This window comes from Nocardiopsis sp. NPDC049922 (assembly GCF_040660275.1).
GTDB lineage: Bacteria > Actinomycetota > Actinomycetes > Streptosporangiales > Streptosporangiaceae > Nocardiopsis.
The window spans coordinates 42,085-65,935 of sequence record NZ_JBFAME010000014.1; the positions used below are offsets into that span (position 1 = coordinate 42,085).

The 23,851-nt window shown below is 70.1% G+C and carries 25 protein-coding genes; 15 read left to right on the forward strand and 10 right to left on the reverse strand.

Annotated elements, in window-relative coordinates; translation table 11 throughout:
* Positions 1–1,953: an ABC transporter permease subunit gene (locus tag AB0I72_RS22510; protein ID WP_358571860.1), complete on the forward strand. Its 1,953-nt coding sequence runs from the start codon at positions 1–3 to the stop codon at positions 1,951–1,953.
* A 4-nt stretch (positions 1,954–1,957) separates the two neighbouring features.
* The gene (locus AB0I72_RS22515; RefSeq protein ID WP_358572032.1) at positions 1,958–2,917 is read left to right on the forward strand and encodes a glycine betaine ABC transporter substrate-binding protein; all 960 of its coding nucleotides are present in this window, start codon (positions 1,958–1,960) and stop codon (positions 2,915–2,917) included.
* Between the two features lie 72 nt (positions 2,918–2,989).
* Here AB0I72_RS22515 and AB0I72_RS22520 read toward each other — a convergent pair whose 3' ends face one another.
* Together AB0I72_RS22520 and AB0I72_RS22525 are read right to left on the reverse strand one after the other, a co-directional pair.
* Positions 2,990–3,148, reverse strand: a complete 159-nt coding sequence (locus AB0I72_RS22520) for a hypothetical protein (RefSeq protein WP_358572046.1) — start codon at positions 3,146–3,148, stop codon at positions 2,990–2,992.
* The gene (locus tag AB0I72_RS22525) at positions 3,079–4,860 is read right to left on the reverse strand and encodes a hypothetical protein (RefSeq protein WP_358571862.1); all 1,782 of its coding nucleotides are present in this window, start codon (positions 4,858–4,860) and stop codon (positions 3,079–3,081) included. Before AB0I72_RS22525 ends, AB0I72_RS22520 begins: the two co-directional genes overlap by 70 nt.
* Before the next feature lie 340 nt (positions 4,861–5,200).
* Between AB0I72_RS22525 and AB0I72_RS22530 the strand changes: the two genes are divergently transcribed.
* Both AB0I72_RS22530 and AB0I72_RS22535 read left to right on the forward strand, forming a co-directional pair.
* Positions 5,201–5,647 (forward strand): hypothetical protein, encoded by a 447-nt coding sequence (locus AB0I72_RS22530; protein WP_358571864.1) that lies wholly within the window; start codon positions 5,201–5,203, stop codon positions 5,645–5,647.
* Positions 5,644–6,087 (forward strand): ATP-binding protein, encoded by a 444-nt coding sequence (locus AB0I72_RS22535; RefSeq protein ID WP_358571866.1) that lies wholly within the window; start codon positions 5,644–5,646, stop codon positions 6,085–6,087. Before AB0I72_RS22530 ends, AB0I72_RS22535 begins: the two co-directional genes overlap by 4 nt.
* Positions 6,088–6,139: 52 nt before the next feature.
* Here AB0I72_RS22535 and AB0I72_RS22540 read toward each other — a convergent pair whose 3' ends face one another.
* Positions 6,140–6,301: a DUF397 domain-containing protein gene (locus AB0I72_RS22540; protein WP_358571868.1), complete on the reverse strand. Its 162-nt coding sequence runs from the start codon at positions 6,299–6,301 to the stop codon at positions 6,140–6,142.
* A 132-nt stretch (positions 6,302–6,433) separates the two neighbouring features.
* On the opposite strand from AB0I72_RS22540, the gene AB0I72_RS22545 reads away from it, so the two are divergent.
* Positions 6,434–6,565 carry a DUF397 domain-containing protein gene (locus tag AB0I72_RS22545; protein WP_358571870.1) on the forward strand — a complete coding sequence of 44 codons (132 nt, stop codon included), beginning with the start codon at positions 6,434–6,436 and terminating at the stop codon, positions 6,563–6,565.
* Between the two features lie 273 nt (positions 6,566–6,838).
* Here AB0I72_RS22545 and AB0I72_RS22550 read toward each other — a convergent pair whose 3' ends face one another.
* The gene (locus AB0I72_RS22550) at positions 6,839–7,573 is read right to left on the reverse strand and encodes a helix-turn-helix transcriptional regulator (protein ID WP_358571872.1); all 735 of its coding nucleotides are present in this window, start codon (positions 7,571–7,573) and stop codon (positions 6,839–6,841) included.
* A 751-nt stretch (positions 7,574–8,324) separates the two neighbouring features.
* Between AB0I72_RS22550 and AB0I72_RS22555 the strand changes: the two genes are divergently transcribed.
* The 6 genes from AB0I72_RS22555 to AB0I72_RS22580 all read left to right on the forward strand — a co-directional run bounded on the left by AB0I72_RS22555 (position 8,325) and on the right by AB0I72_RS22580 (position 12,935).
* Positions 8,325–8,525, forward strand: coding sequence for a BldC family transcriptional regulator (locus AB0I72_RS22555; RefSeq protein ID WP_358571873.1), 201 nt, complete (start codon positions 8,325–8,327; stop codon positions 8,523–8,525).
* A 69-nt stretch (positions 8,526–8,594) separates the two neighbouring features.
* Positions 8,595–9,269 carry a hypothetical protein gene (locus tag AB0I72_RS22560; protein ID WP_358571875.1) on the forward strand — a complete coding sequence of 225 codons (675 nt, stop codon included), beginning with the start codon at positions 8,595–8,597 and terminating at the stop codon, positions 9,267–9,269.
* Positions 9,266–10,528 (forward strand): UDP-N-acetylglucosamine 1-carboxyvinyltransferase, encoded by a 1,263-nt coding sequence (locus AB0I72_RS22565; protein WP_358571877.1) that lies wholly within the window; start codon positions 9,266–9,268, stop codon positions 10,526–10,528. The genes AB0I72_RS22560 and AB0I72_RS22565 overlap by 4 nt, the downstream gene beginning before the upstream one ends.
* Positions 10,525–11,544: a serine hydrolase domain-containing protein gene (locus tag AB0I72_RS22570; protein WP_358571879.1), complete on the forward strand. Its 1,020-nt coding sequence runs from the start codon at positions 10,525–10,527 to the stop codon at positions 11,542–11,544. The genes AB0I72_RS22565 and AB0I72_RS22570 overlap by 4 nt, the downstream gene beginning before the upstream one ends.
* 373 nt (positions 11,545–11,917) lie before the next feature.
* A complete protein-coding gene (locus AB0I72_RS22575) occupies positions 11,918–12,661 on the forward strand; it encodes a methyltransferase domain-containing protein (RefSeq protein ID WP_358571881.1) in 744 nt (247 codons plus the stop codon).
* 82 nt (positions 12,662–12,743) lie between these two features.
* A complete protein-coding gene (locus AB0I72_RS22580; protein ID WP_358571883.1) occupies positions 12,744–12,935 on the forward strand; it encodes a hypothetical protein in 192 nt (63 codons plus the stop codon).
* A gap of 144 nt (positions 12,936–13,079) precedes the next feature.
* Here AB0I72_RS22580 and purL read toward each other — a convergent pair whose 3' ends face one another.
* The 5 genes from purL to purS all read right to left on the reverse strand — a co-directional run bounded on the left by purL (position 13,080) and on the right by purS (position 17,897).
* On the reverse strand, positions 13,080–15,374 hold the full coding sequence (gene purL / locus AB0I72_RS22585; protein ID WP_358571885.1) for a phosphoribosylformylglycinamidine synthase subunit PurL: 2,295 nt from the start codon (positions 15,372–15,374) through the stop codon (positions 13,080–13,082).
* Between the two features lie 69 nt (positions 15,375–15,443).
* On the reverse strand, positions 15,444–15,968 hold the full coding sequence (locus tag AB0I72_RS22590) for a hypothetical protein (RefSeq protein ID WP_358571887.1): 525 nt from the start codon (positions 15,966–15,968) through the stop codon (positions 15,444–15,446).
* A 40-nt stretch (positions 15,969–16,008) separates the two neighbouring features.
* Positions 16,009–16,704 carry a phosphoribosylformylglycinamidine synthase subunit PurQ gene (gene purQ, locus AB0I72_RS22595; protein ID WP_358571889.1) on the reverse strand — a complete coding sequence of 232 codons (696 nt, stop codon included), beginning with the start codon at positions 16,702–16,704 and terminating at the stop codon, positions 16,009–16,011.
* A 318-nt stretch (positions 16,705–17,022) separates the two neighbouring features.
* Complete coding sequence (locus tag AB0I72_RS22600; protein ID WP_358571891.1) at positions 17,023–17,499, reverse strand: ATP-binding protein; 477 nt, start codon at positions 17,497–17,499, stop codon at positions 17,023–17,025.
* Between the two features lie 155 nt (positions 17,500–17,654).
* Positions 17,655–17,897, reverse strand: coding sequence for a phosphoribosylformylglycinamidine synthase subunit PurS (purS, locus tag AB0I72_RS22605; RefSeq protein ID WP_358572034.1), 243 nt, complete (start codon positions 17,895–17,897; stop codon positions 17,655–17,657).
* A gap of 284 nt (positions 17,898–18,181) precedes the next feature.
* Between purS and AB0I72_RS22610 the strand changes: the two genes are divergently transcribed.
* From AB0I72_RS22610 to AB0I72_RS22625, 4 genes are all read left to right on the forward strand, one after another.
* Positions 18,182–18,793: a sigma-70 family RNA polymerase sigma factor gene (locus AB0I72_RS22610; RefSeq protein ID WP_358571893.1), complete on the forward strand. Its 612-nt coding sequence runs from the start codon at positions 18,182–18,184 to the stop codon at positions 18,791–18,793.
* A gap of 406 nt (positions 18,794–19,199) precedes the next feature.
* Complete coding sequence (pdhA, locus tag AB0I72_RS22615) at positions 19,200–20,315, forward strand: pyruvate dehydrogenase (acetyl-transferring) E1 component subunit alpha (protein WP_358571895.1); 1,116 nt, start codon at positions 19,200–19,202, stop codon at positions 20,313–20,315.
* A gap of 3 nt (positions 20,316–20,318) precedes the next feature.
* Positions 20,319–21,299 (forward strand): alpha-ketoacid dehydrogenase subunit beta, encoded by a 981-nt coding sequence (locus AB0I72_RS22620; protein ID WP_358571897.1) that lies wholly within the window; start codon positions 20,319–20,321, stop codon positions 21,297–21,299.
* 13 nt (positions 21,300–21,312) lie between these two features.
* Entirely contained in the window at positions 21,313–22,719 is a 1,407-nt protein-coding gene (locus AB0I72_RS22625) for a dihydrolipoamide acetyltransferase family protein (RefSeq protein ID WP_358571899.1), read from the forward strand.
* A gap of 115 nt (positions 22,720–22,834) precedes the next feature.
* Here the strand turns inward: AB0I72_RS22625 and AB0I72_RS22630 are convergent, their stop codons facing one another.
* Positions 22,835–23,779, reverse strand: a complete 945-nt coding sequence (locus tag AB0I72_RS22630; RefSeq protein ID WP_358571901.1) for an alpha/beta hydrolase — start codon at positions 23,777–23,779, stop codon at positions 22,835–22,837.
* Positions 23,780–23,851: the final 72 nt, after the last annotated feature.

Sequence of the window (23,851 nt, forward strand, 5' to 3'; positions counted from 1 at the left end):
ATGGCCACGGCAACCAGGCCCGACCCCGAACAGAGCACCGGCGGACTGGGGCGGATCGACGGCATTCCGCGGTGGCAGTGGTCCGCGGCGCTGATCGCGATCGCGGTGCTCGTCGCCGGCTACCACCTGAGCGGCTGGCTGGGCCGTCCGGCGTGGGCGGGCGCGTTCCCGGCCGCCACCGGCGAGTGGCTCATGACCCGGATGGACGACGTCTACCTGTGGATCGTCCTGAACCGCAACGAGAGCCCGCTGTTCCTGTACGGGTTCAACTACGTCTCCGTGGGTCTGGGTTCGGCGGTCGTGCTGATCAACCAGATCCTGGACTTCCTCACCTGGGTGGGCGTGACCGTCGCCGGGGTGCTCGTCGGCTGGCGGGTCGCCGGGTGGCGGGTCGCGCTGGTCGTGCTCGCCACGTTCGCGGTGTTCGCGCTGACCGGGCTGTGGAACGAGTCGATGACGACGCTGTCGCTGATCATCACCTCGGTCCTCGCCGCCCTGCTGTTCGGCCTCCCGCTGGGCGTCCTGGCCGGGCGCAGCGAACGGTTCTACCGGGGCATCCGGCCGGTGCTGGACTTCATGCAGATCCTGCCCGCCTTCGCCTACCTGCTGCCGTTCGTGCTGTTCTTCGGCATCGGCGACCCGGCGGCGGTCGTGGTGACCGCGGTGTACGCGATGCCGCCCGCCGTGCGGATCACGGCGCTGGCCATCCGCGAGGTCGACCGGGGCGCCGTCGAGGCGACGACGTCGCTCGGCTCCACGCCCTGGCAGGTCCTCACCAAGGTGCAGCTGCCGATGGCACGGCGGACCATCCTGCTGGGCGTCAACCAGACGATCATGCTCGCGGTCTCCATGGTCGTGATCGCGTCGGTCATCGGCGCGGGCGGCCTCGGTGACGCGATCTACCAGGCACTGGCCAAGGTCAACGTCGGCGAGGCGTTCCAGGCGGGCCTGGCGATCGTCATGCTGGCGATCGCGATGGACCGGGTGACCGGCGCGGTCGGTCATGGCGCGCAGACCCCGGACATCGCGCCCCGGTTCCGACTGCCGGTGCTCGGCGGCGGGCTCGCGATCCTCATCACCGTCATCGGTGTCGCACGGGTCCTGGGGGTCGAGGGGTGGCCGCGCGACCTGTCGGTCGACATCAGCGCCCCGATCAACGCGTTCAACGCGTGGTTCGAGTCGGTGGCCGGCGACGTCACGGCGGCCCTCGGCACGGCGACGCAGAGCGTCGTGATCAACCCGCTGACCGCCGTGCTCACGGGGGTGCCCTGGTGGCTGGTGGTGCTCGTCGCCGCCGTGCTCGGGTGGATCTTCGCCGGGGCCCGCGCCGCCGTGATCTCGGGCCTGTCCTTCGTCGCCGTCGGTCTGCTCGGAGTGTGGACCGAGGCGATGGACACCCTGGCGCAGGTCCTGGTCGCGGCGGCGGTGACGCTCGCGCTGGGCGTGGTCGTCGGCGTCCTGGCCTCGCGCAGCGACGTGCTCGCGGCGATCCTGAAGCCGATCCTGGACGCGATGCAGACCCTGCCGCCGTTCGTGTACCTGATCCCGGCCGTGGCCTTCTTCGGCCTCGGCCCGGTCCCGGCCCTGGTGGCCGCGGTGGTCTTCGCCCTGCCGCCGGTCATCCGGCTGGTGAACGACGGAATCCGCGGTGTCCCCACGGCCACGCTGGAGGCGGCGCGGTCCCAGGGGTCGACGAAGTGGCAGCTGCTCACCAAGGTCGAGCTGCCGATGTCGCGCGGGTCGCTGCTGCTCGCGGTCAACCAGGGCATCATCCTCGTGCTGTCCATGGTGGTCATGGGCGCGCTGGTCGGCGCCGGAGCGCTCGGTTTCGGGGTCGTGTTCGGCCTGGCCCAGAACCAGTTCGGCCTGGGCCTGGCGTCCGGTCTGGCCATCGTGTGCCTCGGCCTGTTCCTGGACCGCGTGACGCAGGGAAGGAGGGCACCCCGTGCCTAGGTTCATGAGGAAGGGCGCCCTGATCCGCCTGTTCGCGGCGGTGCTGGCCGTGGTGTCGGTCAGCTCCTGCGCCGTGCGCACCGACCAGGTCGCCCGGGACCCCAACACCGTGCGGATCGCCGTCAACGGCTGGGTGGGGTACGAGGCCAGCGCCGAGGTGCTGGCGTACATCCTCCGCGAGGAGATGGGCTACGAGGTCCAGCTCATGCGGGTGGACGAGCAGCCCGCGTGGCAGGCGCTCGACCAGGGCGTGCTGGACGTGATCGTGGAGAACTGGGGTCACGAGGACCTCATGGAGCTCTACGGCCCCGAGGGCAAGGGGACGGTCGTCGACGGCGGTCCCAACGGCAACGAGGGTGTGATCGGCTGGTACGTGCCCGCCTACCTGGTCGAGGAGTACCCGGAGATCGTGACCGTGGACGGGTTGAAGGAGCACACCGACCTGTTCCGGACGGCCCAGACCGGCGACAGCGGGGAGTTCCTCGCCGGCGCCCCCGGGTTCGTCACCCAGGACCAGGGCATGATCAACGCCTTCGACCTGGACCTGGAGATCGTCTACGCCGGGTCGGAGGCGGCCCAGATCACCGAGGTCCGGGGACGGTACGCCGACCGGGAGCCGGTGCTCTTCTACTTCTACGACCCGCAGTGGCTCCAGGAGGAGCTCGACCTGGTCAAGGTGGAGTTCCCGCCCTACTTCGAGGGGTGCGACGACGATCTGGAGTACGTCCCCTGCGACTACCCGACCTACGAGCTGAACAAGATCTTCAGGACCGGGTTCGTGGAGACGGGTGACCCCGCGTACCAGTTCCTCGACAACTGGCGGTGGAGCAACTCCGACCAGAACGAGGTCGCGCGGATGATCGCGGACGAGGGGATCGACCCCTCGGAGGCGGCCGGGATCTGGGTGAACGACAACCCGGACGTGTGGAGCGACTGGATCCCCGAGGGGTACGGGGGGCGCTGATCCGGACGGGGGCCGGGGCGGGGGTGCGGACCTCCGGCCCGGCTTCCTCCGCGACCCGCGAGCGCACACGGGTCAGCCGCGTGGGCGTTCGTACCGCAGACGCCGACCCACCCAGTACGCGTTCACGCACGCGCCCGCGAAGCCCGCGCCGAGCACGACGGTCAGCCACGGCTCGGCGGTGAGCAGGGCGCTGGCGATCGTGCCGACCAGCAGGACCAGGGCGCCGAACACGGCCAGCACGAGCCGGAAGCCCAGCGCGCTCGCCGGACGTTCGTGGCTGCCGAGCGGTCCCTTGAGCCATCCCCGCCGCATGACGTCCGCCTCCTTCGTGTCCTCACCCCCCGTTCTACCGCCCCCGGCGGGTGGGGGCACGGCGCCCTCGGCCGTGCATGGACCGTCGGAGCGGTGAACGGCAGGGTCGGCGGGCCGCCCCAGGTGCGCGGGATCGGGCAGGGCGGGGCGGGGGCGCCGTCGAGGAAGCGGTTCGCCTCCTCGTAGAAGGCCGCGCTGGTCGGCACGTAGGCGTGCGGGGCACGGACCGGGCAGGCGTTCCGGTCGACCGGCAGCCGCCACCCGGAGGGCATGAGCGGCAGGTCGCCGGTGGACACGACGCTGAGCGAGCGCGTGTGCTCGGGGAGGGGCAGCGCGAAGACCGCGGCGGGGGCCTCCGTGGTGCCGAGCAGCTCGTACCCGGCGGCGGAGTCGGTGTCGAAGGTGAAGTCGACCGCCCGGCTGAGCGGCGTCAGCACGTGGAGCAGGTCCGACGCCGGTCGGCCCGGGCCCGGCTCGCCCGGGGGCCGGTAGCCGCCGACGCTCTCGGGGAAGGGCCCCACCAGGATGAGGGCGTCGACCCGGGGCGCCGCGCCGGTGGCCACGGCCCGCCACGCGATCCACCCGCCCTGTGAGTGCCCGACCACGACCAGCGGACGCGGCAGGTCCTCGGTCTGCGCGGCGAACGCCCGGACCTGCTCGCTCACCGGGGCCTGGGTGTGGGCGCTGACGTAGGGGGCGCCGGTGCGGACCGGGCAGAGGGCCTCACCCCGGGGTTGGCCGTCCCCGGGGCCCGCGTAGGAGAAGTAGTGGGTCTGGTCGCAGCCGTAGCCGAGCAGGTCGGTGCGGGTGCGGAAGGCGTTCCCGGCACCGGATCGCGAGTCGATGCCGGACATCAGCAGGATCGACCCCGCGCGCGGCGGGGCGGGTTCGGGCGGCGCGGTCGCCGTGTCGCGTGTGGCGACCCACGCCCAGGCCAGGAGGGCGAACGACGTCGCGACCGCCGCCAGACGGCGCGGCCCGCCGGGTCGCGCGGGACGGGTCAGCGCGGTGATCGCGACGGCGGTCGCCGCCGCCGACACGGGGACGAGCGCGATCGTCACGGCGGGGAACAGGTGGGCGAGCACGCCGATCCCGACCACCGCGACGCCGTAGGACAGCGTCACGCCCACCCGGAATCCGTCGTGCCAGGTACGGGCCAGGACGTCCCGGATCCGTCGACCCGCCTCCCAGGGCAGCGGGGCGAACACGAGGGCGAGGACCGCGACCGCGACGAGCCCGGCCCAGAACAGGCGCGCGTACAGGAGCGTGCCCGCCATGTACACCAACTCGGCCGCGAGCAGCATGGGCGGGAGCAGCACGCCGTAGAACGCGGCGGCCAACGCCAGCCGCCTCCGGGTGAGCCCGCCCGTCATCAGGGCCAGGACGGTGACGCGGACGGCGAGCACCACGGCCAGGGACAGGGTGAACGACACGGGCCCGGTCGTCGTGGTCAGTAGGACCCGGAGGTCGCCGAAGAGGTCCAGCGGCGGGAGCGCGACGAGGTGGACCAGGCCCGGCCAGGTCGGCAGGACCCCGGTCAGGGCCAGGGCCGTGACGGTGAGGGAGAGCGGCACCAGGGGCAGCCACCGGGGGCGGACGCCCCGGCCCATGGAGAGGGACCCCACCGTCACGCGCGTCACCCCCTCGCCCCACCCCTACCCACCGGGACGGACTGCCCGCGCAGCGGGGTTTCAGATATCCCAGCAAATCCCTTTAATTCGGACTAAAAGAATTCTTCCGGCGGCATCCAAGAAGGGGAACGACCGTTGTAAACAAGGGGTCTGAACTGGGGTGACGTCCGATGCGGTGAACTTTTTCAGAACTGCTTCACAAAAAAGTTCTCCCCCACCCCTCCCATGCCCTACTCTTCTACCCAACACAACTGAAAACTCGGAAGACCCCGCGACGTTTCTCAGCGCCCGGGGTCGTGGCCAGCAACCTCACCCTCTTTAACAAAAAAGGATTGCCAGCATGCGCGATTATAGCGCTGCCTTCTTCGCCCTGCTCGCGGCGTACCTGAAGGCGCTGTTCACCCCCGCTCGCGGTCGCCACTCGGCCGCCGCCCGACGTCGCCGTTCCACCCGGGTCCGCCGCTACGCGCCGCCCCCCGCCCCGGTCGAGGCCAGCACGCCTCCCGTCCCCAAACCCGCGCCGCGTCTGGTGCCGCCGCGTGAGAGCCTCCCCGCCGACGAGATCGCCCTCGTCCGCCCCTACTACGTGTCCCACGAGCGCGACCTCGACCGCGTCCGGGCCGAAGCGACCGCCCGCCTGCACGCGTGGGTGCCCAAGCCCCGCCCCTCCGGCGACCTGCTCGCCGCCCCCGTGGAGCCGCGGCCCGGCGAGTTCGACGAGCTCGCCGCCCTGGTCCGCACCTGGAGCGACCAGCGGACCCGGCGGTGTGCGGAGGTGGCGGTGTGAGCACCCTGGACATCGCCCTGCCCGGCGTGTGGTGGCCCTGCCGTGGCTACGCCGGTGACCTGTCCGAACTCGCCAGGGTCCGTGCCGACCTCGGTCGTGACCTGGCCGGATTCGCCCCGGACCTGGTGGACACCGTCCAGCTCGTGGTCAGCGAACTCGTGGCGAACGCGGCCAAGTACGCCCGCCCGGGCGGCGAGGTCGTGCGCACGATGTGCCTGATGGACCGGCGGACGCTGCGCGTGGCCGTCAGCGATCCCGGCGGTCCCACGCGTCCCCGCATTCCCACCGAGCGCACCGCCGACGAGTGGGACGTCGCCGAGGGACAGCGCGGTCTGCTCCTGGTGGAGAGCCTGGCCGCCGACTGGGGCTGCCACGCCTTCCCGGAGTGGCCCGGGTACTTCACCCAGGTCTGGGCGACTTTCGACGTCGATCCCGGCTGAGTCGGACCCGGTGTCCCGTGGACGGACCGTTCGAGGGGCACCGGTCGGCGTGTCAGCGGGTGACGCTGGCGATCAGCGTGACCCACTGGTCGGTGTCGAAGGCCAGTGCGCCGAGTTCGCGGTGCTTGGTGTCGCGCACCTCCGCGCCGTTCTCGTGCTCGCGCATCTCGACGCAGTCACCACCGCTCGGGCTGTACGTGGACTTGTGCCACATGGCTACTTCTCCTTCTCCTCGTCCAGGAACCGGCGCGACTGCACCGGAGGCAGAGAACGGCCGAGGGCCGCCTTGATCTGGTTGTGCAGACGGCCGTAGTCGCTCGCCTCGTCGTGCACGATAACGCCCCGATTGTGCTCGCTGGCAGCGATCGGGGCTTCCCCCCGAAGTGTGGACGTCCGCGACACCCAGAACCGGGAGCTGGGGCACCTGTCCCTGCCCTCCGGTGAGTGGGCGGCGCTGTTGGCCAGCGTGACCAAGTAGTCGGCCACAGAGAAACGACCCCGGACAGGGCTGTTGTCCGGGGTCGTCGTCGTTCTACCCGTCAGGCCGAGTCGAGATCGACCAGGACCGCGCCCGACCGCACGCACGTCGAGCATGCCTGGCTGCACCGGATCCGATGGTCGCGGTGGAGACGCCGCCACCAGGCCCGGGCCCGCCGCTGCCACTACCAGCGGCAGAGACGCCTCATCGATCACTAAGTGCGGCTGGAGTACTAGGCGTGAGCGTCGACTGAGATGCGTCATCCCTCGGGTCCTACTCAGAGCTAGGGCGGCGCTGGTACTGATCGAGTGTTGCCTTGGTGGTGGAGGCATCCTGAAACACCAACTCCCACGGGCCGGTGTTCACGTCGAAGTCCTTTCCGAAGCCGACCCACTTCCCGGCCATCCGACGTCCGGTCGGTTCGATCAGCAGTTGAATCGCTCCGTGGTAGCGCGCGCCGCGGTAGTAGCCGTCCTTGGACGTCTGTTCCGTCCAGGTACCCGTGCAGACCGCGCCGTCGATGGTGAGATCCATCGTCAACGGGGAGCCTGACGAGCCGGGGATGCTGCGCACGGTGAGCCGTTCATCATGCTGGAGCAGAACGACGTAGTGCTCTCCGGTGAAGGTGGAGCCCCGGCCGGTGCTGACGTACTCGTATCGCGAAAGCCAGACCCCGGAGTAGTTGGCGTGCAGGTTGGTCTGGGCCGCAGCGGTATCTAGCTGAGACCCGTCATGAGGGGCCATGTCCTGTCCTCGATCGTGATCGACGGCGCGCGCCCCCGGCACCGACGGGGCGAAGCCGAGAGCTTCGATGGGTGCTCCTAGAACATCCTCTAGGGCTCGAGCGTAGCTGGGCCTGGGGGTTACGACCGTGCCAGCTTCCCAGCGCTGCACGAGTCGTTTCGATGCTCCATCGACCCCAGCGTCACGCAGGGCTCGGGCCAAGTCGTCCTGGCTCATCAGTCGCCCCATGCGGGCCGCTTTCAACGCGGTATTCGGTGTGGCCATGCCGCGATGGTAGGCGTGCAGGCGACAAGAAGACACCCAAATGACTCCCCCAATGTCGCTGGAATGACGCCTCCAGAGACGCCGCGCGTTCCGTCGACGTCATGCGACGGTCGGACGCAACAGACCCCGGCGAGCTTGTAGGAGGGCTCCCGGGGCACGGCCAACGCTTTGTAGGAGCGCTGACATGAGCGACCTTATCGCCCGAATCGTCGGGTGGATCACGCACGTCCTCCGTGTTCCCCGCGGAACCCACGCCCGAAGGCGTCGCGCCGCACGCGGACGTCCGTACATCGAACGGCACATCGCCCAGCCGCCGCGCCCGAACGTGATCAGCGGGCCGATCCCCTTGCTCCGCCCCGAGACCGGTGCCGAACGGACACCCTGCCGTCCGCTATTGCCCTGGGAGGGCGTGACCGCCCCGCCCCTCCCTGCTCCGCCGTTGCTTCCGTGGGAAGCGGAGTCCGAGACCGGCCCGAGTGTCGCTGCTTCGCGCGGAATCGCCGTTCTCATGTCGCTTGTCGATCAGAGCCATTGATCCCGGTGTGGCCTCGAACCCGGGGCGGGGTCACACCCTCTCTTTACCCCCGAGGAGAGAGATGGACGGCTCAACGTCTTGCGTCAGCCCGACCGGACACGACTACATCCCGGATCAACCCCCGGTCCGTTACGGCAACACCGCCTCAGCCACCTGCAAGCACTGCGAGCACACGATCACAGCGACGCGGTGGCCCAATCCTGAGAGATCCCGTTCATGAACGCACAGGACACGCCGGAACTCCTGACCTCCTCCGAGGTCGCCCGGTTGTTCCGCGTCGATCCCAAGACCGTCACTCGCTGGGCGGAGGCGGGCAAGCTGAGCACCATTCGCACTCTGGGCGGGCATCGCCGTTATCCGGCATCCCAGGTTCACGCCCTGCTGTACGGCGACGCGGTGATCGTCGTCAACACCTGACCGCTGTCACCCGCGTTCGGCAGAGAAACCAAACAACGGGCGCGGGCTCCCCCAACCCGAGGAGTGAGCATGTCCCCCAACACTTCCCGCTTCCTGGAACTCGCCTACTACTGCGACACGGCCAGTGTTCCCCTGCCCTTCCCTCTGCCCGAGGCTGTGTTCGACGTCAAGGCCAGGGTTCATGACTGGCTCGGATCCGCTTGTCGCGCCCTGTCGGGCACCGTTCACCCCCGCGCCGAGGTTGAGGGCGCGGTGATCGTCGAGTCGGGCGCCGTGGTCGATGCGGGTGCCGTCATCATCGGTCCGGCGCTGATCTGCCGAGACGCCTATGTCGGCCGCGGCCTGGTGCGCGATCACACTGTGATCGGGCCCGGGAGCAAAGTCGGGTACTCCTGCGAGATCACCCGAAGCCTGATCCTCGCCGAGACGCGCGCCATGCACTTCGTGTTCGTCGGCGACTCGGTCGTCGGCAGTCACGTCAACATCGGCTCGTCGAGCGTGCTGTCGAACCTGCGCGTCGACCGACCGGTCGTCGAGCCCGCGGTCGACGAACTGTTCGTCACCGTGGGCGGGACCAAGGTTGGCACCGGGCAGACCAAGTTCGGCGCCGTCCTGGGCGACCGTGTTCAACTCCCGGCGTTGACCTCGGTCGCCCCGGGCACGCTGGTCGGTCCCGACGTCACGCTCTACCCGACCGACCAGCTCGGCGGCCTGTACCCGACCGAGGCGCGGGTGAGGATGTGAAGCGTCTCCTGATCACGGGCGGGGTACCGCTGTCCGGTCGCGTTCACGTGCAGGGCTCGAAGAACGTGTTCCTCCACCTCGCCGCGACGTCGTTGCTCGCCCCTGAGCCCGTGCACCTGCTCAACGTTCCCAACATCACCGACACGGGCGTGTGCGTGGACATCGCTCGTGAACTCGGCGCGCACGCCGCGTTCATGGGAACCGTCCTCACCACGCGCGCTGACACCCTGCGCGTGCGCACGATCCCGAACCACCTCGGTACCAGGATCCGGCCGACAGCGTGTTTCGGCGCCGCTGTCCTCGCCCGTACCGGTGCCACGACCTTTCCTCTGCCGGGCGGGGACGCGTTCGCCGAGCGGCTGATCGACCGTCACCTCGCGGCGATGCGGGCAGCCGGTGCCGAGGTCGAGGTGAGGGGCGGGTTCGTTCACGCGCGAGCTCCTCGGCTGGTCGGGTTCACGTTCGACGCCACCACCGACTACGGTCCGAGCCTTGGCGCGACCGTCTCGGCGCTGTTGCTCGCGGCGACAGCGCGCGGCACCTCCCGCATCACTGGTGCCAGCGTCGAACCCGAGGTCGGTCACACGGTCGAGCTCCTGCGTCGCCTCGGTGCCGTTGTTCACTGGACAGGATCCGATGTCGTGGAAATCGAGGGCTGCTCGGCGTTGAGCGGGACCACGTACGAGGTGCCCCCGGATCGGATGGTCGCCGGAACCTACGCGATCGCCGGAGCGATCACCGATGGTCGAATCGACCTGCACGGGGTCAGCATGCATGACTTCCCTGCGGGGTTCCTCGACGTCGTAGAGGCGGCAGGGATCGCCTTTGCCTCGGTGCCAGACGGTGTCCGGGCGATCCGGGGCGAACTGGCACCGGTCAAGGTTGAGACCGGCCCACACCCGGGTTACCCGACCGACGCGCAACCGCAGTTGTGCGCCCTGCTTACGCAAGCCCCGGGCACATCGACCGTCGTCGAGCGCGTCTACACGCATCGGGCGACCCACGTGCCCGGACTCGCGGCCATGGGTGCTGGCGTGGACGTGGTCGGACGGTGTGTGACGATTCTCGGCCCCCGGGCCCTGTCGGGCGCTACGGTGCGAGGGACCGACATCCGTGCTGCCGCGGCGCTGGTAGTCGCCGCACTCGCGGCGCGAGGGCGAACCGAACTGCTGGGCGTCGAACACCTGCGACGCGGATACGAGAACCTGACGGGCACCTTGCGCGCGCTCGGCGCCCCCATCATCGAGGAGGACCATTGAGCGACGACGCATGGGTGAACTCGACGGCCGACACATTGCGGCACACTCTCGAGGGCATGGTCGCCGACCGTCACACTCCCGGCGCCGTCGCCGCGATCGGCTCCCCGAGTGGCCGGGAAGTCGTCCCTGTCGGTACGACTGGCGTCGACGGCGCACACGAGGCCACGCCCGCCACGTCCTACGACATCGCGAGCCTGACCAAGGTCGTCGCCACCTGGCCGCTGGTCGGTCGCGCCGTCGCGGACGGCCTGGTCGAGCTCGACGCGCCGCTGTCGAAGTACGTCCCCGACCTCGATCCCCGTTCGCATCCAGGCGGCGAGGTCACGGTGCGGCAGATCCTTACGCACACCTCGGGCATGATGCCCTCGACCCGCCTCGACCAGTACATCGGCGACGAGCGCGACATCACCGAGGCGATCCTCGCCGAGCCGCTTGAGGAGATCGGCCGACACCGGTACATCAACCGCGGGTTCATCTTCGTCGGGATCCTCCTCGAACGTCTGCACGGGGCGACACTCGGGCAACTCCTCGAGGAGTACGCGACCGATATCGACGTGAACGGGGTCGGCTATGGTCCGCTTGCCCGTGGGCCACAGGTGGCGCCGACCGAGCGTCGGCTCACGGGCGGTCATCCTGTTCATGGGACCGTGCACGACGAGAACGCCGCCACGCTGGGCGGGATGGCCGGACACGCGGGCGTGTTCGCCACGGTCGACGGGCTCGCCGACTACGCGAGCGCGATCCTGCGGGCGCAGGGAACCGACTCGGCGTTCGGCGCCTACGTGCGCGAGTCGTGGGAACCGGCCGTGCGCATCGACCAGACGACGCACCGCGGGCTCGCCTGGTTGGTCGCCGACAGCGGTCTCGTCTACCACCACGGATTCACGGGCACCAGTCTGTACCTGCATCCGCAGACGGGGCGTTACCTGGTGCTGTTGACGAACGCGATCGCCTACGGGCGCGAACGCCGTGGTCTTACCGAGGTGCGGGGCATCGCCGCGAGCCTGCTCACCTAGAACCACGAAAACGCGAAACGGCGCCCCCTGTCCACAGGCTGTGGACAGGGGGCGCCGTCATGCTGCGACCAGGGGCGGGCCCCAATCCGTGTGACCGGTGCGCGTGGCGTACCGGCTCGCGTTGAGCATTCGGTCGAGGTAGGCGCGCGACCCTGTCTCGACACGGGCCCGTACCGTCGCCAGGGTGCCCGAGTAGGGTCTCGTCACTTCGTATTCGGGCGCTGACACGAGCGGATTCGTGTCTGACTCCCCGCGCCGCGGACTGCTCGAACTGCAATGGATCGGGCAAGACCTTCAATGACCAGGGCGGTAACGGGCCATGGAAGAAGGAGATCATCGACCGCCCCCTGTGCAACGGAACAGGACAGGTGTGATGGCTGACCTCAACGACCTGCACGCTCGGCTCGTGGCCGATCTGGACACCCCGGAGGACATCCGAGCAGCGTTCGCCGCCCACCCCCGGCACCGGTTCATCCCGGACATGATCTGGCCGAGCGCGATGGGTCTGCCGCTGTACCGCACCGCCGACCCCGAGCAGTGGGCACGGATCGTCTACACCGACGATGCGGTGACCACGCAGGCCAACGACGGAGGGTCGGGTCCGGTGAACCGGCCCACCTCATCGTCGTCGGCACCGCAGCTCATGGCCGACATGCTCCAGGCCGCGAACATCGAACCGGGAATGCGAGTGCTGGAGATCGGCACCGGCACCGGCTGGAACGCCGCGATCCTGTCCACCTTGGTCGGCCCGACCGGGTCGGTCACGACCGTGGAGATCGACCCCGGCGTGGCCTCCCACGCCAGCCTTCGACTCGCCGAGACCGGTGTGCGGGTCATTTCCGGCACCACAGCGCCCGGCACGGACACCTACGACGCCATCATCGCCACCTGCGCGGTCAGTCACGTTCCACCCGAGTGGACCGAGCGGCTCGGGCAGAGCGCGCCCGTCGTCGCGTTGGGCGCGGGTGACTCCTGGGTGTACATCTGGCCGGACGGCACGGTCACCTACGGCGGGGATGCTCCACTGCTGGAGAGGTTCACTGTCGGTTACGAACTGTTGGACGGCGCCGTATCTGCCGGTAGTCGGACTCCGGTGCTACCGGAAGGGCTGCGGTGAGTACATGTCCCCTGACGAAATGTCCGCACCCCCTGGATCCGGGACCGTCGCGCGGGCACACCGCTGTCCGGACAGTCGGACGGTGCCGCTCGGAGAGGCGGTCCCGGACGAGGCGCGCATCGCTCTCGAAGAGCACTTCGCCAAGCATGGTGAACCCACGGAGGAGGCGCGGGCCAGGGTACAGGAGGCGATTCAGACCACAGGAGTGGGGCGCCCGGTCCCGATCGAGGACGCACAGGCGAATCGGGCGGCGCTCGCCTACCTCGACGGCTGAGAAGGGGTGGGCGGATGAGCAGCTGACGGAGCTGGCGGGAGAGCGGTCACCAGGTACGGCGACGTCGTCGGCCGGATCGTTCCACCGTGACACGACGGAGCGGGGGCGCCCACCGGGCGCCCCCGCTCCGTTCGTTCCCGAGTGCTACACGCCGTCCATCAGGGCGGGCAGCGCGGACTCGTAGGCGGTGCGCAGCTCGTCCAGCGGGACCTCCACGGACCCGCCCGGGTGGCTGACCACCAGGGCGTCGCCGCCCACCGCGCCGATCTCGGCGACCGGCACATCGTGCTCGGCGGCCAGCGCGCGGAGCGCGTCCACGTGCTCGGGCAGCACCGACACGACGGCGCGGGCGCCGGACTCGCTGAACAGGGCGGTGAACGCGTCGCCGTCCACCTCCACGCGCACGCCCCGGCCGCCGCGCAGCGCCGACTCGGCGACCGCGACCCCCAGGCCGCCGTCGGACAGGTCGTGCGCGGCGGTGACCAGGCCCCGGTCGGCTGCGGTGGCCAGCACCTCGCCCAGCGCCGCCTCGGCGGCCAGGTCCACCCGCGGCGGCAGCCCGCCCAGGTGGCCGTGGACCACGTCCGCCCAGGCCGAACCGCCGAACTCCGCGCGGGTCTCGCCCAGCAGGAACACCGCGGCCCCGTCGGTGTCGAAGGCCGACCGCAGCCGCGTGCGGACGTCGTCGATCACGCCGAGCACGCCGATCACGGGCGTCGGGTTGATCGCCACGTCACCGGTCTGGTTGTAGAAGCTCACGTTGCCGCCGGTCACCGGGGTGCCGAGCTGCTGGCAGGCGTCCGCGAGGCCGCGCGTGGCCTCGGCGAACTGCCACATGACCCCCGGGTCCTCGGGCGAGCCGAAGTTGAGGCAGTTGGTGACGGCCAGCGGGCGGGCGCCCGTGGCGGCGACGTTGCGGAACGCCTCGGCGTAGGCCGCCTGGGTGCCCGCGTAGGGGTCGAGCCGGGTGAAACGGCCGTTGCCGTCGGTGGCCAGGGCGACGCCGCGGTGCGAGTCGTCGGCCACGCGGATCATCCCGGCGTCGTGCGGGGCCGAGACCACCGTGTCGCCGCGCACGTAGCTGTCGTACTGCTGGGTGACCCAGGTGGGATCGCCCACGCCCGGCGCGCCCAGCACCCGGAGCAGCTGGTCGCGGAGCTCGGCGTCGTCGGCGGGGCGGGGCAGCGCGGCGGCGTCGTCGGCCTGGAGCGCGTCCTGCTCGGCGGGGCGGGCGTAGGGCCGGTGGTAGACGGGGCCCTCGTCGGAGGCGGTGCGCGGCGGCATGTCCACCACCGTCTCGCCGTGCCAGGTCATGACGAGGCGTCCGCCGCGCTCGGCCTCCTCGGGGGTCACCTCGGTGACCTCGCCGATCTCGGTGGCCAGGATCTGCCACTTGTCGCAGATGGCGAGGAACTCGTCCATCTTGGCGGGCTCGACCACCGCCATCATGCGCTCCTGGGACTCACTCATGAGGATCTCCTCGGGGGTGAGCCTGGGGTCGCGCAACGGGACGCGGTCGAGCTGGATGTCCATGCCGCCGGTTCCGCCCGCGGCCAGCTCGGTGGTCGCGCAGGACACACCCGCGGCGCCGAGATCCTGGATGCCCACGACCAGGTCGCGGGCGTAGAGCTCCAGGCTGCACTCGATGAGCAGCTTCTCCATGAACGGGTCGCCGACCTGCACGCTCGGGCGCTTGGCGTGCGACTCGTCGTCGAAGGTGGCGCTGGCCAGCACGGACGCGCCGCCGATCCCGTCGGGGCCGGTGGTGGAGCCGAACAGGACCACCTTGTTGCCCGGGCCGGGCGCCTGGGCGAGCTTGATGTCCTCGTGCCGCAGCACACCCACGCACAGCGCGTTGACCAGCGGGTTGCCGAGGTAACCCGCGCCGAAGCCGATCTCACCGCCGATATTGGGCAGGCCCAGGCAGTTGCCGTAGAAGGAGATGCCGGACACCACGCCGGGCAGGACGCGCTTGGTGTCCTGGGCGTCGGCGGGGCCGAACCGCAGCGCGTCCATCACCGCGACGGGTCGGGCGCCCATGGTGAGGATGTCGCGGACGATGCCGCCGACCCCGGTGGCCGCGCCCTGGTGCGGCTCCACGTAGGAGGGGTGGTTGTGCGACTCGATCTTGAACGTGACCGCGCGGCCGTCGCCGACGTCGACCACACCCGCGTTCTCACCCATGCCGACCAGCAGCGCGTCGCTCTCGGGCGCCTTCTCGCCGAACTGGCGCAGGTGCACCTTGGAGGACTTGTAGGAGCAGTGCTCGCTCCACATCACCGAGTAGATCGCCAGCTCGGAGGAGGTGGGGCGGCGGCCCAGGATGTCGCGGACCCGCTCGTACTCGTCCTTGGCCATACCCAGCTCGGCGTAGGGCTGGGAGGTGTCCGGGGTGTCGAGCGCCGCGGCGACGGTGTCGAGACCAGGTACTTCAGACATGCGTGGTTCCGTTCGGGATGTGCGGATGTGAGCCGGGCCGCGGCGTCCGCCGAGCGGCGCGGAAGGTCGTCACGACGAGGGTGGGTTGGCGTTGCCGAGCATGAGGAGCGCGGTCGCGTCCTCCGCGTCGTGCTCGGAGGAGTCGGCGACCAGGACGTCCCCGTCGGTGAGGATCGTCTCTCCCAGGGGCACGTCGTCCGGGGACTGCGCGCCCTCGGGGAGCAGCTGACCCCAGTTGGCGTCCAGGAGGTGGTCGTAGACCGACGTGATCGCCTCCTCGGAGCCGGGAGCCTCCTCGCCCTCGGCGGCGACGACCCGCACGAGGCGCACGCACTCGGCGGTGGAGCAGCGCACGTCCCCGTCCTCGGAGACGTAGGACAGCCCCTCCGGGGGGTCGCCCAGCACGTCGACGTCCGGCGCCTCCAGCCGCTCCTGGTTCTGGGCCGCTCCCGAGTCGGGAACCTCACCCGGCGCCGGGGGCACGGGGGCGCGCAGGGCCTGGAAGAGGCCGAGCGCCCCGGAGACCACCAGACCGACGACGACCGCCGAGGCCAGCGCGATCTTGAATCGGCGGGAGCGCAGGAGCTCCATCATCGCGAGGATCGTCCCCCTGTCCGTGTGCGGATCGGTCGGGTCAGGCGTGGACCGGGGATCCGGCCGCCAGACGGCTGAGGATCGAGGTGAAGAAGCCCAGCCCGTCGGTGGAGGGCCCGGTCAGCGCCTCGACGGCGTGCTCGGGGTGCGGCATGAGGCCGACGACGTTCCCGTGCTCGTTGGTGATCCCGGCGATGTCGCGACGCGATCCGTTGGGGCTGCCGCCGACGTAGCGGACCACGATCCGCCCGGTCGCCTCCAGCTCGTCCAGGGTCTCCTCGTCGGCGACGTAGCTGCCCTCACCGCTCTTGAGGACCACGAGGATCTCCTGGCCCTCGGCGTAGTCGCCGGTCCAGGCCGTGTCGGCGGACTCCACGCGCAGCACCTGGTCGCGGTTGACGAAGCGGAGCGAGGAGTTGCGGGTGAGCGCGCCGGGGAGGAGGTGGCTCTCGCACAGGATCTGGAAGCCGTTGCAGATGCCGAGCACCGGCAGCGCGCCCGAGCGGGCGGCCGGAACGAGCTCGGACATCAGAGGGGCGAACCGGGCGATGGCGCCGCAGCGCAGGTAGTCGCCGTAGGAGAAGCCGCCGGGGAGGACGACGGCGTCCACTCCCTTGAGGTCGGGGTCGGCGTGCCAGAGCGAGACGGGCTCGGCGCCCGCCAGCGCGACGGCGCGGGCGGCGTCCTTGTCGTCGAGGGAGCCGGGGAAGGTGACGACGCCCACACGGGCTGCCATGAGCACACTCCGGGTCATTGTGTGTCCGCGTCCCGCGCGTGCGGGAGAGCGGGTGGTTGGGCGAGGAGTCCGCGGACGCCGGGCCGTCGCGGAGACGGCGTGTCCGCACCTCGCAGCGTACCCGCTCGCCTGTGTTCGGGTACGACGCTCACCCCGGTTCCGGGCCCGTGGCCTGTGTGATCCTCCCAATCGCGGCGGCCGGAGGCGCGGTCGGAGTGTGTGACCCGACAGTCGCGGTGGTGTGCGCCACACCGCGCGCGGGCGGGTTCGGGGACGCCCTCGCGGGACCTTCCGAGGGCCCCGCCGTCGGGGGACGTCTCAGAGCGCCGCGAGGTCGTGCCTGGGGACGGGGGCGCCCCCGGGGCCGCCGCGCTGGTCGCAGGCGGCGAGGTGCTTGCGCAGGAGCACCGTGGACCTGGGGGTGGTCCGGAAGGCGACCTCGTCCATGAGGCAGCGCATCAGGAAGATGCCCCTGCCGGATTCGGCGGAGAGCCGGGGCAGGGGCACGTGGCCCTGGGAGAACCTGCGGGGCAGCGCCGCGCTGGCGGGAACCCCGCCGTTGTGGGAGATCCTCAGCTCGCACAGGTGGGCGTCGAGGTCGGCCTCGACCCGGTAGTCGTGGGCGGATCCGGCGTGCTCGATGGCGTTGGCGCAGGCTTCGGAGGTGGCGAGGATGATGTCGTCGGCGCAGTCCCGGCACAGCCCGGCCCGTCGGAGGAGAGTGCCGAGGACGTCGCGGACGACGGACACCGTGTACGCCTGTCGGGGGAGCGATATCGAGAAAACGGCGTCCATGCGTACACCTCTCGTGCTCCGTGATCGGTTACCGGATCGGCACGTTAAGGAACCTTCCCGAGCCCGGTTGCCGCAAAACGAACAGCCGCGCCCGATACGGGACGCGGCTGGCCAATTCCGGACACACCCGGCGTGGGGTCCGCCCGTCGGTCGGGTCAGGAGACGCGGACCTCGAAGTCCTCGATGACGGTGTTGGCGAGCAGGGTCTCGGCCAGACGGCGGACGTCGGCGAGCTTGGCGTCGTCGACCTCGCCCTCCACCTCGACCTCGAAGCGCTTGCCCTGCCGGACCTGCTCGACCCCCTCGAAGCCCAGCCGGGAGCAGGCCCCGGCGATGGCCTGACCCTGGGGGTCCAGGATCTCGGGCTTGAGCATGACGTCAACAACGACGCGGGCCACAGCGTCCTCCAGAAGAAATGTGGGTGTGCCGCACTCGCCCGCCGCGGAGTGGGCGGGCGCCTCTCCGAGCCACTCGGAGCGGGCGACGCCAGCGTATGACACGTGGGCCCGCGACCGTGTCCTGGCCAGGCGCCACGCTGGTCCTTTACCGCATGCTTACTCGTACTGGAGACGCTTTCGGTGCCTTCGTGACTCGTATCACCCCGTTTGATGTCATCATTGGAAGCGTGTGGTGGCGTCTACCAGTGTGGAAGTGATCGTCCGGTCGTCCTGAGGGGGGAATCTTGACGACTATCGCAGCGGACCAGACCTCCACGACCGGTGAGAACCGCGCCGAAGAGCAGACCCTGGACTTCGCCACCGCGGTGACACCGTTCGCCGACCAGCTCTACCCGACGGCCCTGCGGATGACCCGCAACCCGGCCGACGCGGAGGACCTCGTCCAGGAGACATTCGCCAAGGCCTTCGCCAATTTCCACCAGTTCCGGGCGGGTACCAATCTGAGGGCCTGGCTCTACCGGATCCTGACCAACACCTTCATCAACTCCTACCGCAAGAAGCAGCGCGAGCCGCGCCAGGAGACCACCGACGAGATCAAGGACTGGCAGCTCGCCGCGGCCGAGGCGCACACGTCGTCCGGCATGCGCTCGGCCGAGACCGAGGTGCTCGACCACCTGCCCGACTCCGACATCAAGCTCGCGCTCGCGCGGCTGCCGGAGGAGTTCCAGGAGGTCATCTACCTCGTGGACATCGAGGGCTACGCCTACAAGGAGGTCGCCGCGCGCATGGGGACCCCGCTCGGCACCGTGATGTCCCGGCTGCACCGGGCCCGTCGCCAGCTCCGCGAGATGCTCGCCGACTACGGCCGCGAGCGCGGTATGCGCGTCCCCGCCTGAGCCCGTTCGCTCCGCGGGGCCGCACGGCCCTCGCGCCCCCGCCCCTTCGCCTCGCGCCCTCGCTTCGTCTCTCTCCGTAGTCAGCACGCCATGACGCGTCACGCCCGGGCGGCCTCGAACCGAGGCCGCCCGGGCGTTTCCGGTCTGTGTCCGACTGGGATCCACAAAGTTGTTGGAAGTCCTTGTAATTGCTAGGAAGCCCTGGTAGTTGCGTGTGCGCGCTGGTTCAGGATGATGGGGCGGACAGGTTAAAAGGTGACGCTGAGGTCTTGCGCTCCACATAGTGAGTTCTGTCACGATGTGATGAGGGCTGTCCGCTGCGCCCACCACCCCGGGTGAGCGGACCTTGATTCGGCCGATCAGCGTTCACCCACGCGCATCCGGCCCCGAGAACCCGAGGAGCGACGTGTCGGACACCACCGCACACGCAGAACCGGAGCTTGTCCAGCTCCTGACACCCGAAGGGGAGTTCACCGCACACCCCGACTACCCCCTGGACATCGGCGCCGACGAGATCCGCGACCTGTACCGGGACCTGGTGCTCGTCCGCAGGGTCGACAGCGAGGCCGTCTCCCTCCAACGGCAGGGCGAGCTGGGCCTGTGGGCCTCCCTGCTGGGCCAGGAGGCCGCGCAGATCGGGTCCGGACGGGCCCTGCGCGACGGCGACATGGCCTTCCCCTCCTACCGTGAGCACGGCGTCGCCTGGTGCCGGGGCATCGAGCCCAAGGAACTGCTGGGCATGTTCCGCGGCGTCACCAACGGCGGCTGGGACCCCCACGAGCACGGCTTCCACCTGTACACGATCGTCATCGGCAGCCAGGCCCTGCACGCCACCGGCTACGCCATGGGCGTCCAGCGCGACGGCGCGGTCGGGGAGGACGGCACCGCGGTCATCGCCTACTTCGGCGACGGCGCCACCAGCCAGGGCGACACCAACGAGGCGTTCAACTTCGCGTCGGTGAACAACGCCCCCGTGGTCTTCTTCTGCCAGAACAACCAGTGGGCCATCTCCGAGCCCCTGGAGCGGCAGGCCCGCGTGCCCATCTACCGCCGCGCCGCCGGGTTCGGCTTCCCGGGCGTGCGCGTGGACGGCAACGACGTGCTCGCCTGCCTCGCGGTCACCCGCGCGGCCCTGGCCAACGCGCGCGAGGGCAACGGGCCCACGCTCCTGGAGGCGTTCACCTACCGGATGGGCGCCCACACCACCAACGACGACCCCACCCGCTACCGCACCACCGCCGAACTGGACGAGTGGAAGGCCAAGGACCCGATCCTGCGCCTGCGCCGGTACCTGGAGCGCGGTGGGATGGCCGACGACGCGTTCTTCGCCTCGGTCGAGGAGGAGGCGGACGCCATCGGCGAGCGGGTGCGCGCGGAGTGCCGGGCGCTGCCCGACCCCCAGCCGCTGGACATCTTCCACGAGGTCTACGCCGAACCGAACGTCCACATCGACCAGCAGCGGTCCGAGTTCGCCGAGTACCTCGCGTCCTTCGAGGACGCCGGCGTGGAAGGGGGCCGCTAGGCCATGGGAACCAACCTCACGATCGGCAAGGCGATCAACGCGGGCCTGCGCGCCGCCATGGAGCACGACCCCAAGGTCCTGGTCATGGGCGAGGACGTCGGGCGCCTCGGCGGTGTCTTCCGGGTCACCGACGGCCTGCACAAGGACTTCGGCGCCGACCGGGTGATCGACACCCCGCTGGCCGAGTCCGGCATCGTCGGCACCGCCATCGGCATGGCCATGCGCGGGTACCGGCCGGTGGTGGAGATCCAGTTCGACGGCTTCTTCTTCCCGGCCGCCAACCAGACCTTCACCCAGCTCGCCAAGATGCGGCGCCGGTCCGCCGGCAAGCTCAGCGTCCCCGTCGTCATGCGCATCCCCTACGGCGGCGGCATCGGCGCGGTGGAGCACCACAGTGAGTCGCCCGAGGCGTACTTCACCCACACGGCTGGCCTGCGGGTGGTCACGGTCGCCAACCCCGAGGACGCCTACTGGATGATCCAGCAGGCCATCCGCTCCGACGACCCGGTGGTCTTCCTGGAGCCCAAGCGGCGCTACTACGAGAAGGCCGAGGTCGACACCGAGGCTCCGATCGAGGAGGCGACCCCGATGGGGGCCGCCCGGATCGCCCGCCACGGCACGGACGTGACCCTGCTGGCGTACGGGCCGATGGTCAAGACCGCCCTCCAGGCGGCCGAGGCCGACACCGACCACTCGATCGAGGTCGTCGACGTGCGGTCGCTGGCCCCCGTGGACTACCCGACGATCGTGGACTCGGTGAAGCGCACCGGTCGCCTGGTCGTGGCGCACGAGGCCCCGCTCAGCGGCGGCCCCGGCGCTGAGATCGCCGCCCGGGTCACCGAGGAGTGCTTCTACCACCTGGAATCGCCGGTGATCCGTGTTGCCGCCTTCGACACTCCCTACCCTCAGTCCAGGCTGGAGGAGCACTATCTTCCGGACCTTGATCGGGTTCTGGACGGTGTGGACCGGGCGTTCGCGTTCTAGGGGAACTGGAGACATGGGGATTCAGAGGAACGCACCCGCCAGCGGCGGTGTGCAGTCGTTCAAGCTGCCCGACGTCGGTGAGGGCCTGGTCGAGGCCGAACTGCTCACCTGGTACGTCAAGCCCGGTGACGAGATCACCGTCAACCAGAACATCTGTGAGATCGAGACGGCCAAGGCCGTGGTCGAGCTGCCCAGCCCGTTCGCGGGCACCGTGCGCGAGCTGCTGGTCGAGGAGGGCCAGACGGTCGACGTCGGCACGGTGATCATCACCGTCGACGACGGCAGCGGGGGCCCGGCCGAGGCGGCGGCCCCGGCGGGGACGCCGGCCGCGGACGAGGAGACCGAGGAGCGGGAGAAGCCGCTGGTGGGCTATGGCGAGAAGGCCGCCGCCACCCAGCGCCGCGCCCGTCGGCGTCCGACGCCGTCGGCCCCGGTGTCGCCGCCCGCGCCGAGGCCCGCCGCGGCGGCCCCGGTCGCTCCGGCGGCCCCGGCCGCCCCGCCCGCGGCTCCGACCGCTCCCGTCGTCGGGCGTCCGCTGGCCAAACCGCCGGTGCGCAAGCTGGCGCGCGACCTCGGCGTGGACCTGGCGTCGGTGACGCCGACGGGTCCCGGCGGGATCGTGACCCGCGAGGACGTGCGGGCGGCGGTGGAGCCCGCCGAGGCGCCCGCCGCCGCTCCGGCGGTGGCGGCTCCGGCCGTCGCCGAGGACCGGGCCGCCCGGGAGCGGCGGATCCCGGTCAAGGGGGTGCGCAAGCACACCGCCGCGGCGATGGTCGGCAGCGCGTTCACGGCGCCGCACGTCACCGAGTTCCTCCAGGTGGACGTCACACGGACGATGGAGGCGGTCGCGCGGCTGCGGGAGCGCCCCGACTTCGCCGACGTGCGCGTCTCGCCGCTGCTGCTGGTCGCCAAGGCGCTGCTCATGGCGATCCGCCGGAACCCGGAGATCAACGCGTCCTGGGACGAGGAGAACCAGGAGATCGTGGTCAAGGACTACGTGAACCTGGGGATCGCCGCCGCCACCGACCGGGGGCTGGTGGTGCCCAACATCAAGGACGCCGACGCCAAGGCCCTGCCCGAGCTGGCCGGGGCGCTCAAGGAGCTGACCGACACCGCGCGGGCGGGCAAGACGAGCCCGGCGGACATGTCCCAGGGCACGATCACCATCACCAACGTCGGCGTGTTCGGCGTGGACGCGGGCACCCCGATCATCAACCCGGGGGAGGCCGCGATCCTCGCCTTCGGCCAGATCCGGGACATGCCGTGGGTGCACGGGGGCGAGCTGGCGATCCGCAAGGTGACGACGCTGTCGCTGTCCTTCGACCACCGGCTGGTCGACGGTGAGCTCGGCTCCAAGGTGCTGCGGGACATCGGCACCGCGCTGGAGGACCCCGAACTGACCGCCCTCGCCTGGGGGTAGTCGGAAACCGTGATGTGCGGTGGACGGCCCGGTTCTCCTTCCGGCCGCCCACCGCCGTCACACGCCGGTTCCCATCGAACCGGAGGGCGCACTCGACCTCGAAACGCCCTCGGGACTAGACGGCGCCCTGCTGTTCCAGCCAGCCCAACATCGCTCGGTTTGTTTCTTCCGGCTTTTCCTGCTGGATCCAATGGCCGCAATCCAGAGTGGCCACTTCCACGTTGGGCACGAACTCTGCCAGTCTTTCGGACCTCTGGACCACATCCCGGTCGCCGTAGATCATGAGTGCGGGCTGCTGGATGATCGGGTCCACGTCCGCCAGCAAGCGCCAGTTGCGGTCAAGGTTCCTGTACCAGTTGATGCTGCCCGTGAACCCTGTTGACTCGAAGGAGGAGACGAGAACGGCCAGTTCGCTGTCACTCATCACGGGATCACCGAGTGGTGTTTCTTCCCTGGCGAGATTGATGAACGCCATACCTGGCTGAGGCTCTCTGGGGGGCTCGTTCTTCCGGTACAGGTTGCGGAGGAACTGGAATGTGTTCTCTTCGAGTACGGCGTCCGCGACGCCTGGCTGCCGATTGAAGTGGACGAAGTAGAAGTCGCTGCCAAACGCTTCCTCCATGAACTCGATCCAGGGCTTTTCTCCGCGCTCGAGGTAGGGCAGGCTCAGGTTGATCACTCTGTTCACACGGTTCGGGTGCAACAGGGTCAGTCCCCAGACGACGAATGCCCCCCAGTCATGGCCGACGAAGACGGCGTCTTCGTATCCGTAGTGATCGAGAAGTGCGACGAGATCGCCCGACAAGTGTTCGATGTCGTAGGCCGTCACCTCGGTCGGACGGGATGAGTTGCCGTAACCCCGCTGGTTGGGGACGATGACGTGGTAGCCCGCTGCGGCGAGGGCGGGCACCTGATGACGCCAGGAAAAGGCGTGCTCCGGCCAGCCGTGGCAGAGCACGATGGGGTTCCCGGCATTCTCCCGCCCCGCCTCGAAGACTTCGAGTTCCACACCGTTGACTGAGATGAGGGTGGGCTCGGGAAAATCGGTTGGATCAAACATTGTATTTCCTCTTCATCTTTTCGGGGTGGTCAGGCGGCGAAGGCGCCCGAGGAGAGCGTCGGCGCGCCCCGG

Excerpts from the sequence above, each read along its gene's own strand:
- AB0I72_RS22510 (WP_358571860.1), top strand. The coding sequence starts at position 1 with ATGGCCACGGCAACCAGGCCCGACCCCGAACAGAGCACCGGCGGACTG.
- AB0I72_RS22575 (WP_358571881.1), top strand. The coding sequence starts at position 11,918 with ATGGCTGACCTCAACGACCTGCACGCTCGGCTCGTGGCCGATCTGGAC.
- AB0I72_RS22560 (WP_358571875.1), top strand. The coding sequence starts at position 8,595 with ATGTCCCCCAACACTTCCCGCTTCCTGGAACTCGCCTACTACTGCGAC.
- purQ (WP_358571889.1), bottom strand. The coding sequence starts at position 16,704 with ATGGCAGCCCGTGTGGGCGTCGTCACCTTCCCCGGCTCCCTCGACGAC.
- AB0I72_RS22620 (WP_358571897.1), top strand. The coding sequence starts at position 20,319 with ATGGGAACCAACCTCACGATCGGCAAGGCGATCAACGCGGGCCTGCGC.
- AB0I72_RS22625 (WP_358571899.1), top strand. The coding sequence starts at position 21,313 with ATGGGGATTCAGAGGAACGCACCCGCCAGCGGCGGTGTGCAGTCGTTC.
- purL (WP_358571885.1), bottom strand. The coding sequence starts at position 15,374 with ATGTCTGAAGTACCTGGTCTCGACACCGTCGCCGCGGCGCTCGACACC.
- AB0I72_RS22515 (WP_358572032.1), top strand. The coding sequence starts at position 1,958 with ATGAGGAAGGGCGCCCTGATCCGCCTGTTCGCGGCGGTGCTGGCCGTG.
- AB0I72_RS22550 (WP_358571872.1), bottom strand. The coding sequence starts at position 7,573 with ATGGCCACACCGAATACCGCGTTGAAAGCGGCCCGCATGGGGCGACTG.
- AB0I72_RS22630 (WP_358571901.1), bottom strand. The coding sequence starts at position 23,779 with ATGTTTGATCCAACCGATTTTCCCGAGCCCACCCTCATCTCAGTCAAC.
- AB0I72_RS22555 (WP_358571873.1), top strand. The coding sequence starts at position 8,325 with ATGAACGCACAGGACACGCCGGAACTCCTGACCTCCTCCGAGGTCGCC.
- AB0I72_RS22600 (WP_358571891.1), bottom strand. The coding sequence starts at position 17,499 with ATGGACGCCGTTTTCTCGATATCGCTCCCCCGACAGGCGTACACGGTG.
- AB0I72_RS22540 (WP_358571868.1), bottom strand. The coding sequence starts at position 6,301 with ATGTGGCACAAGTCCACGTACAGCCCGAGCGGTGGTGACTGCGTCGAG.
- AB0I72_RS22590 (WP_358571887.1), bottom strand. The coding sequence starts at position 15,968 with ATGATGGAGCTCCTGCGCTCCCGCCGATTCAAGATCGCGCTGGCCTCG.
- AB0I72_RS22530 (WP_358571864.1), top strand. The coding sequence starts at position 5,201 with ATGCGCGATTATAGCGCTGCCTTCTTCGCCCTGCTCGCGGCGTACCTG.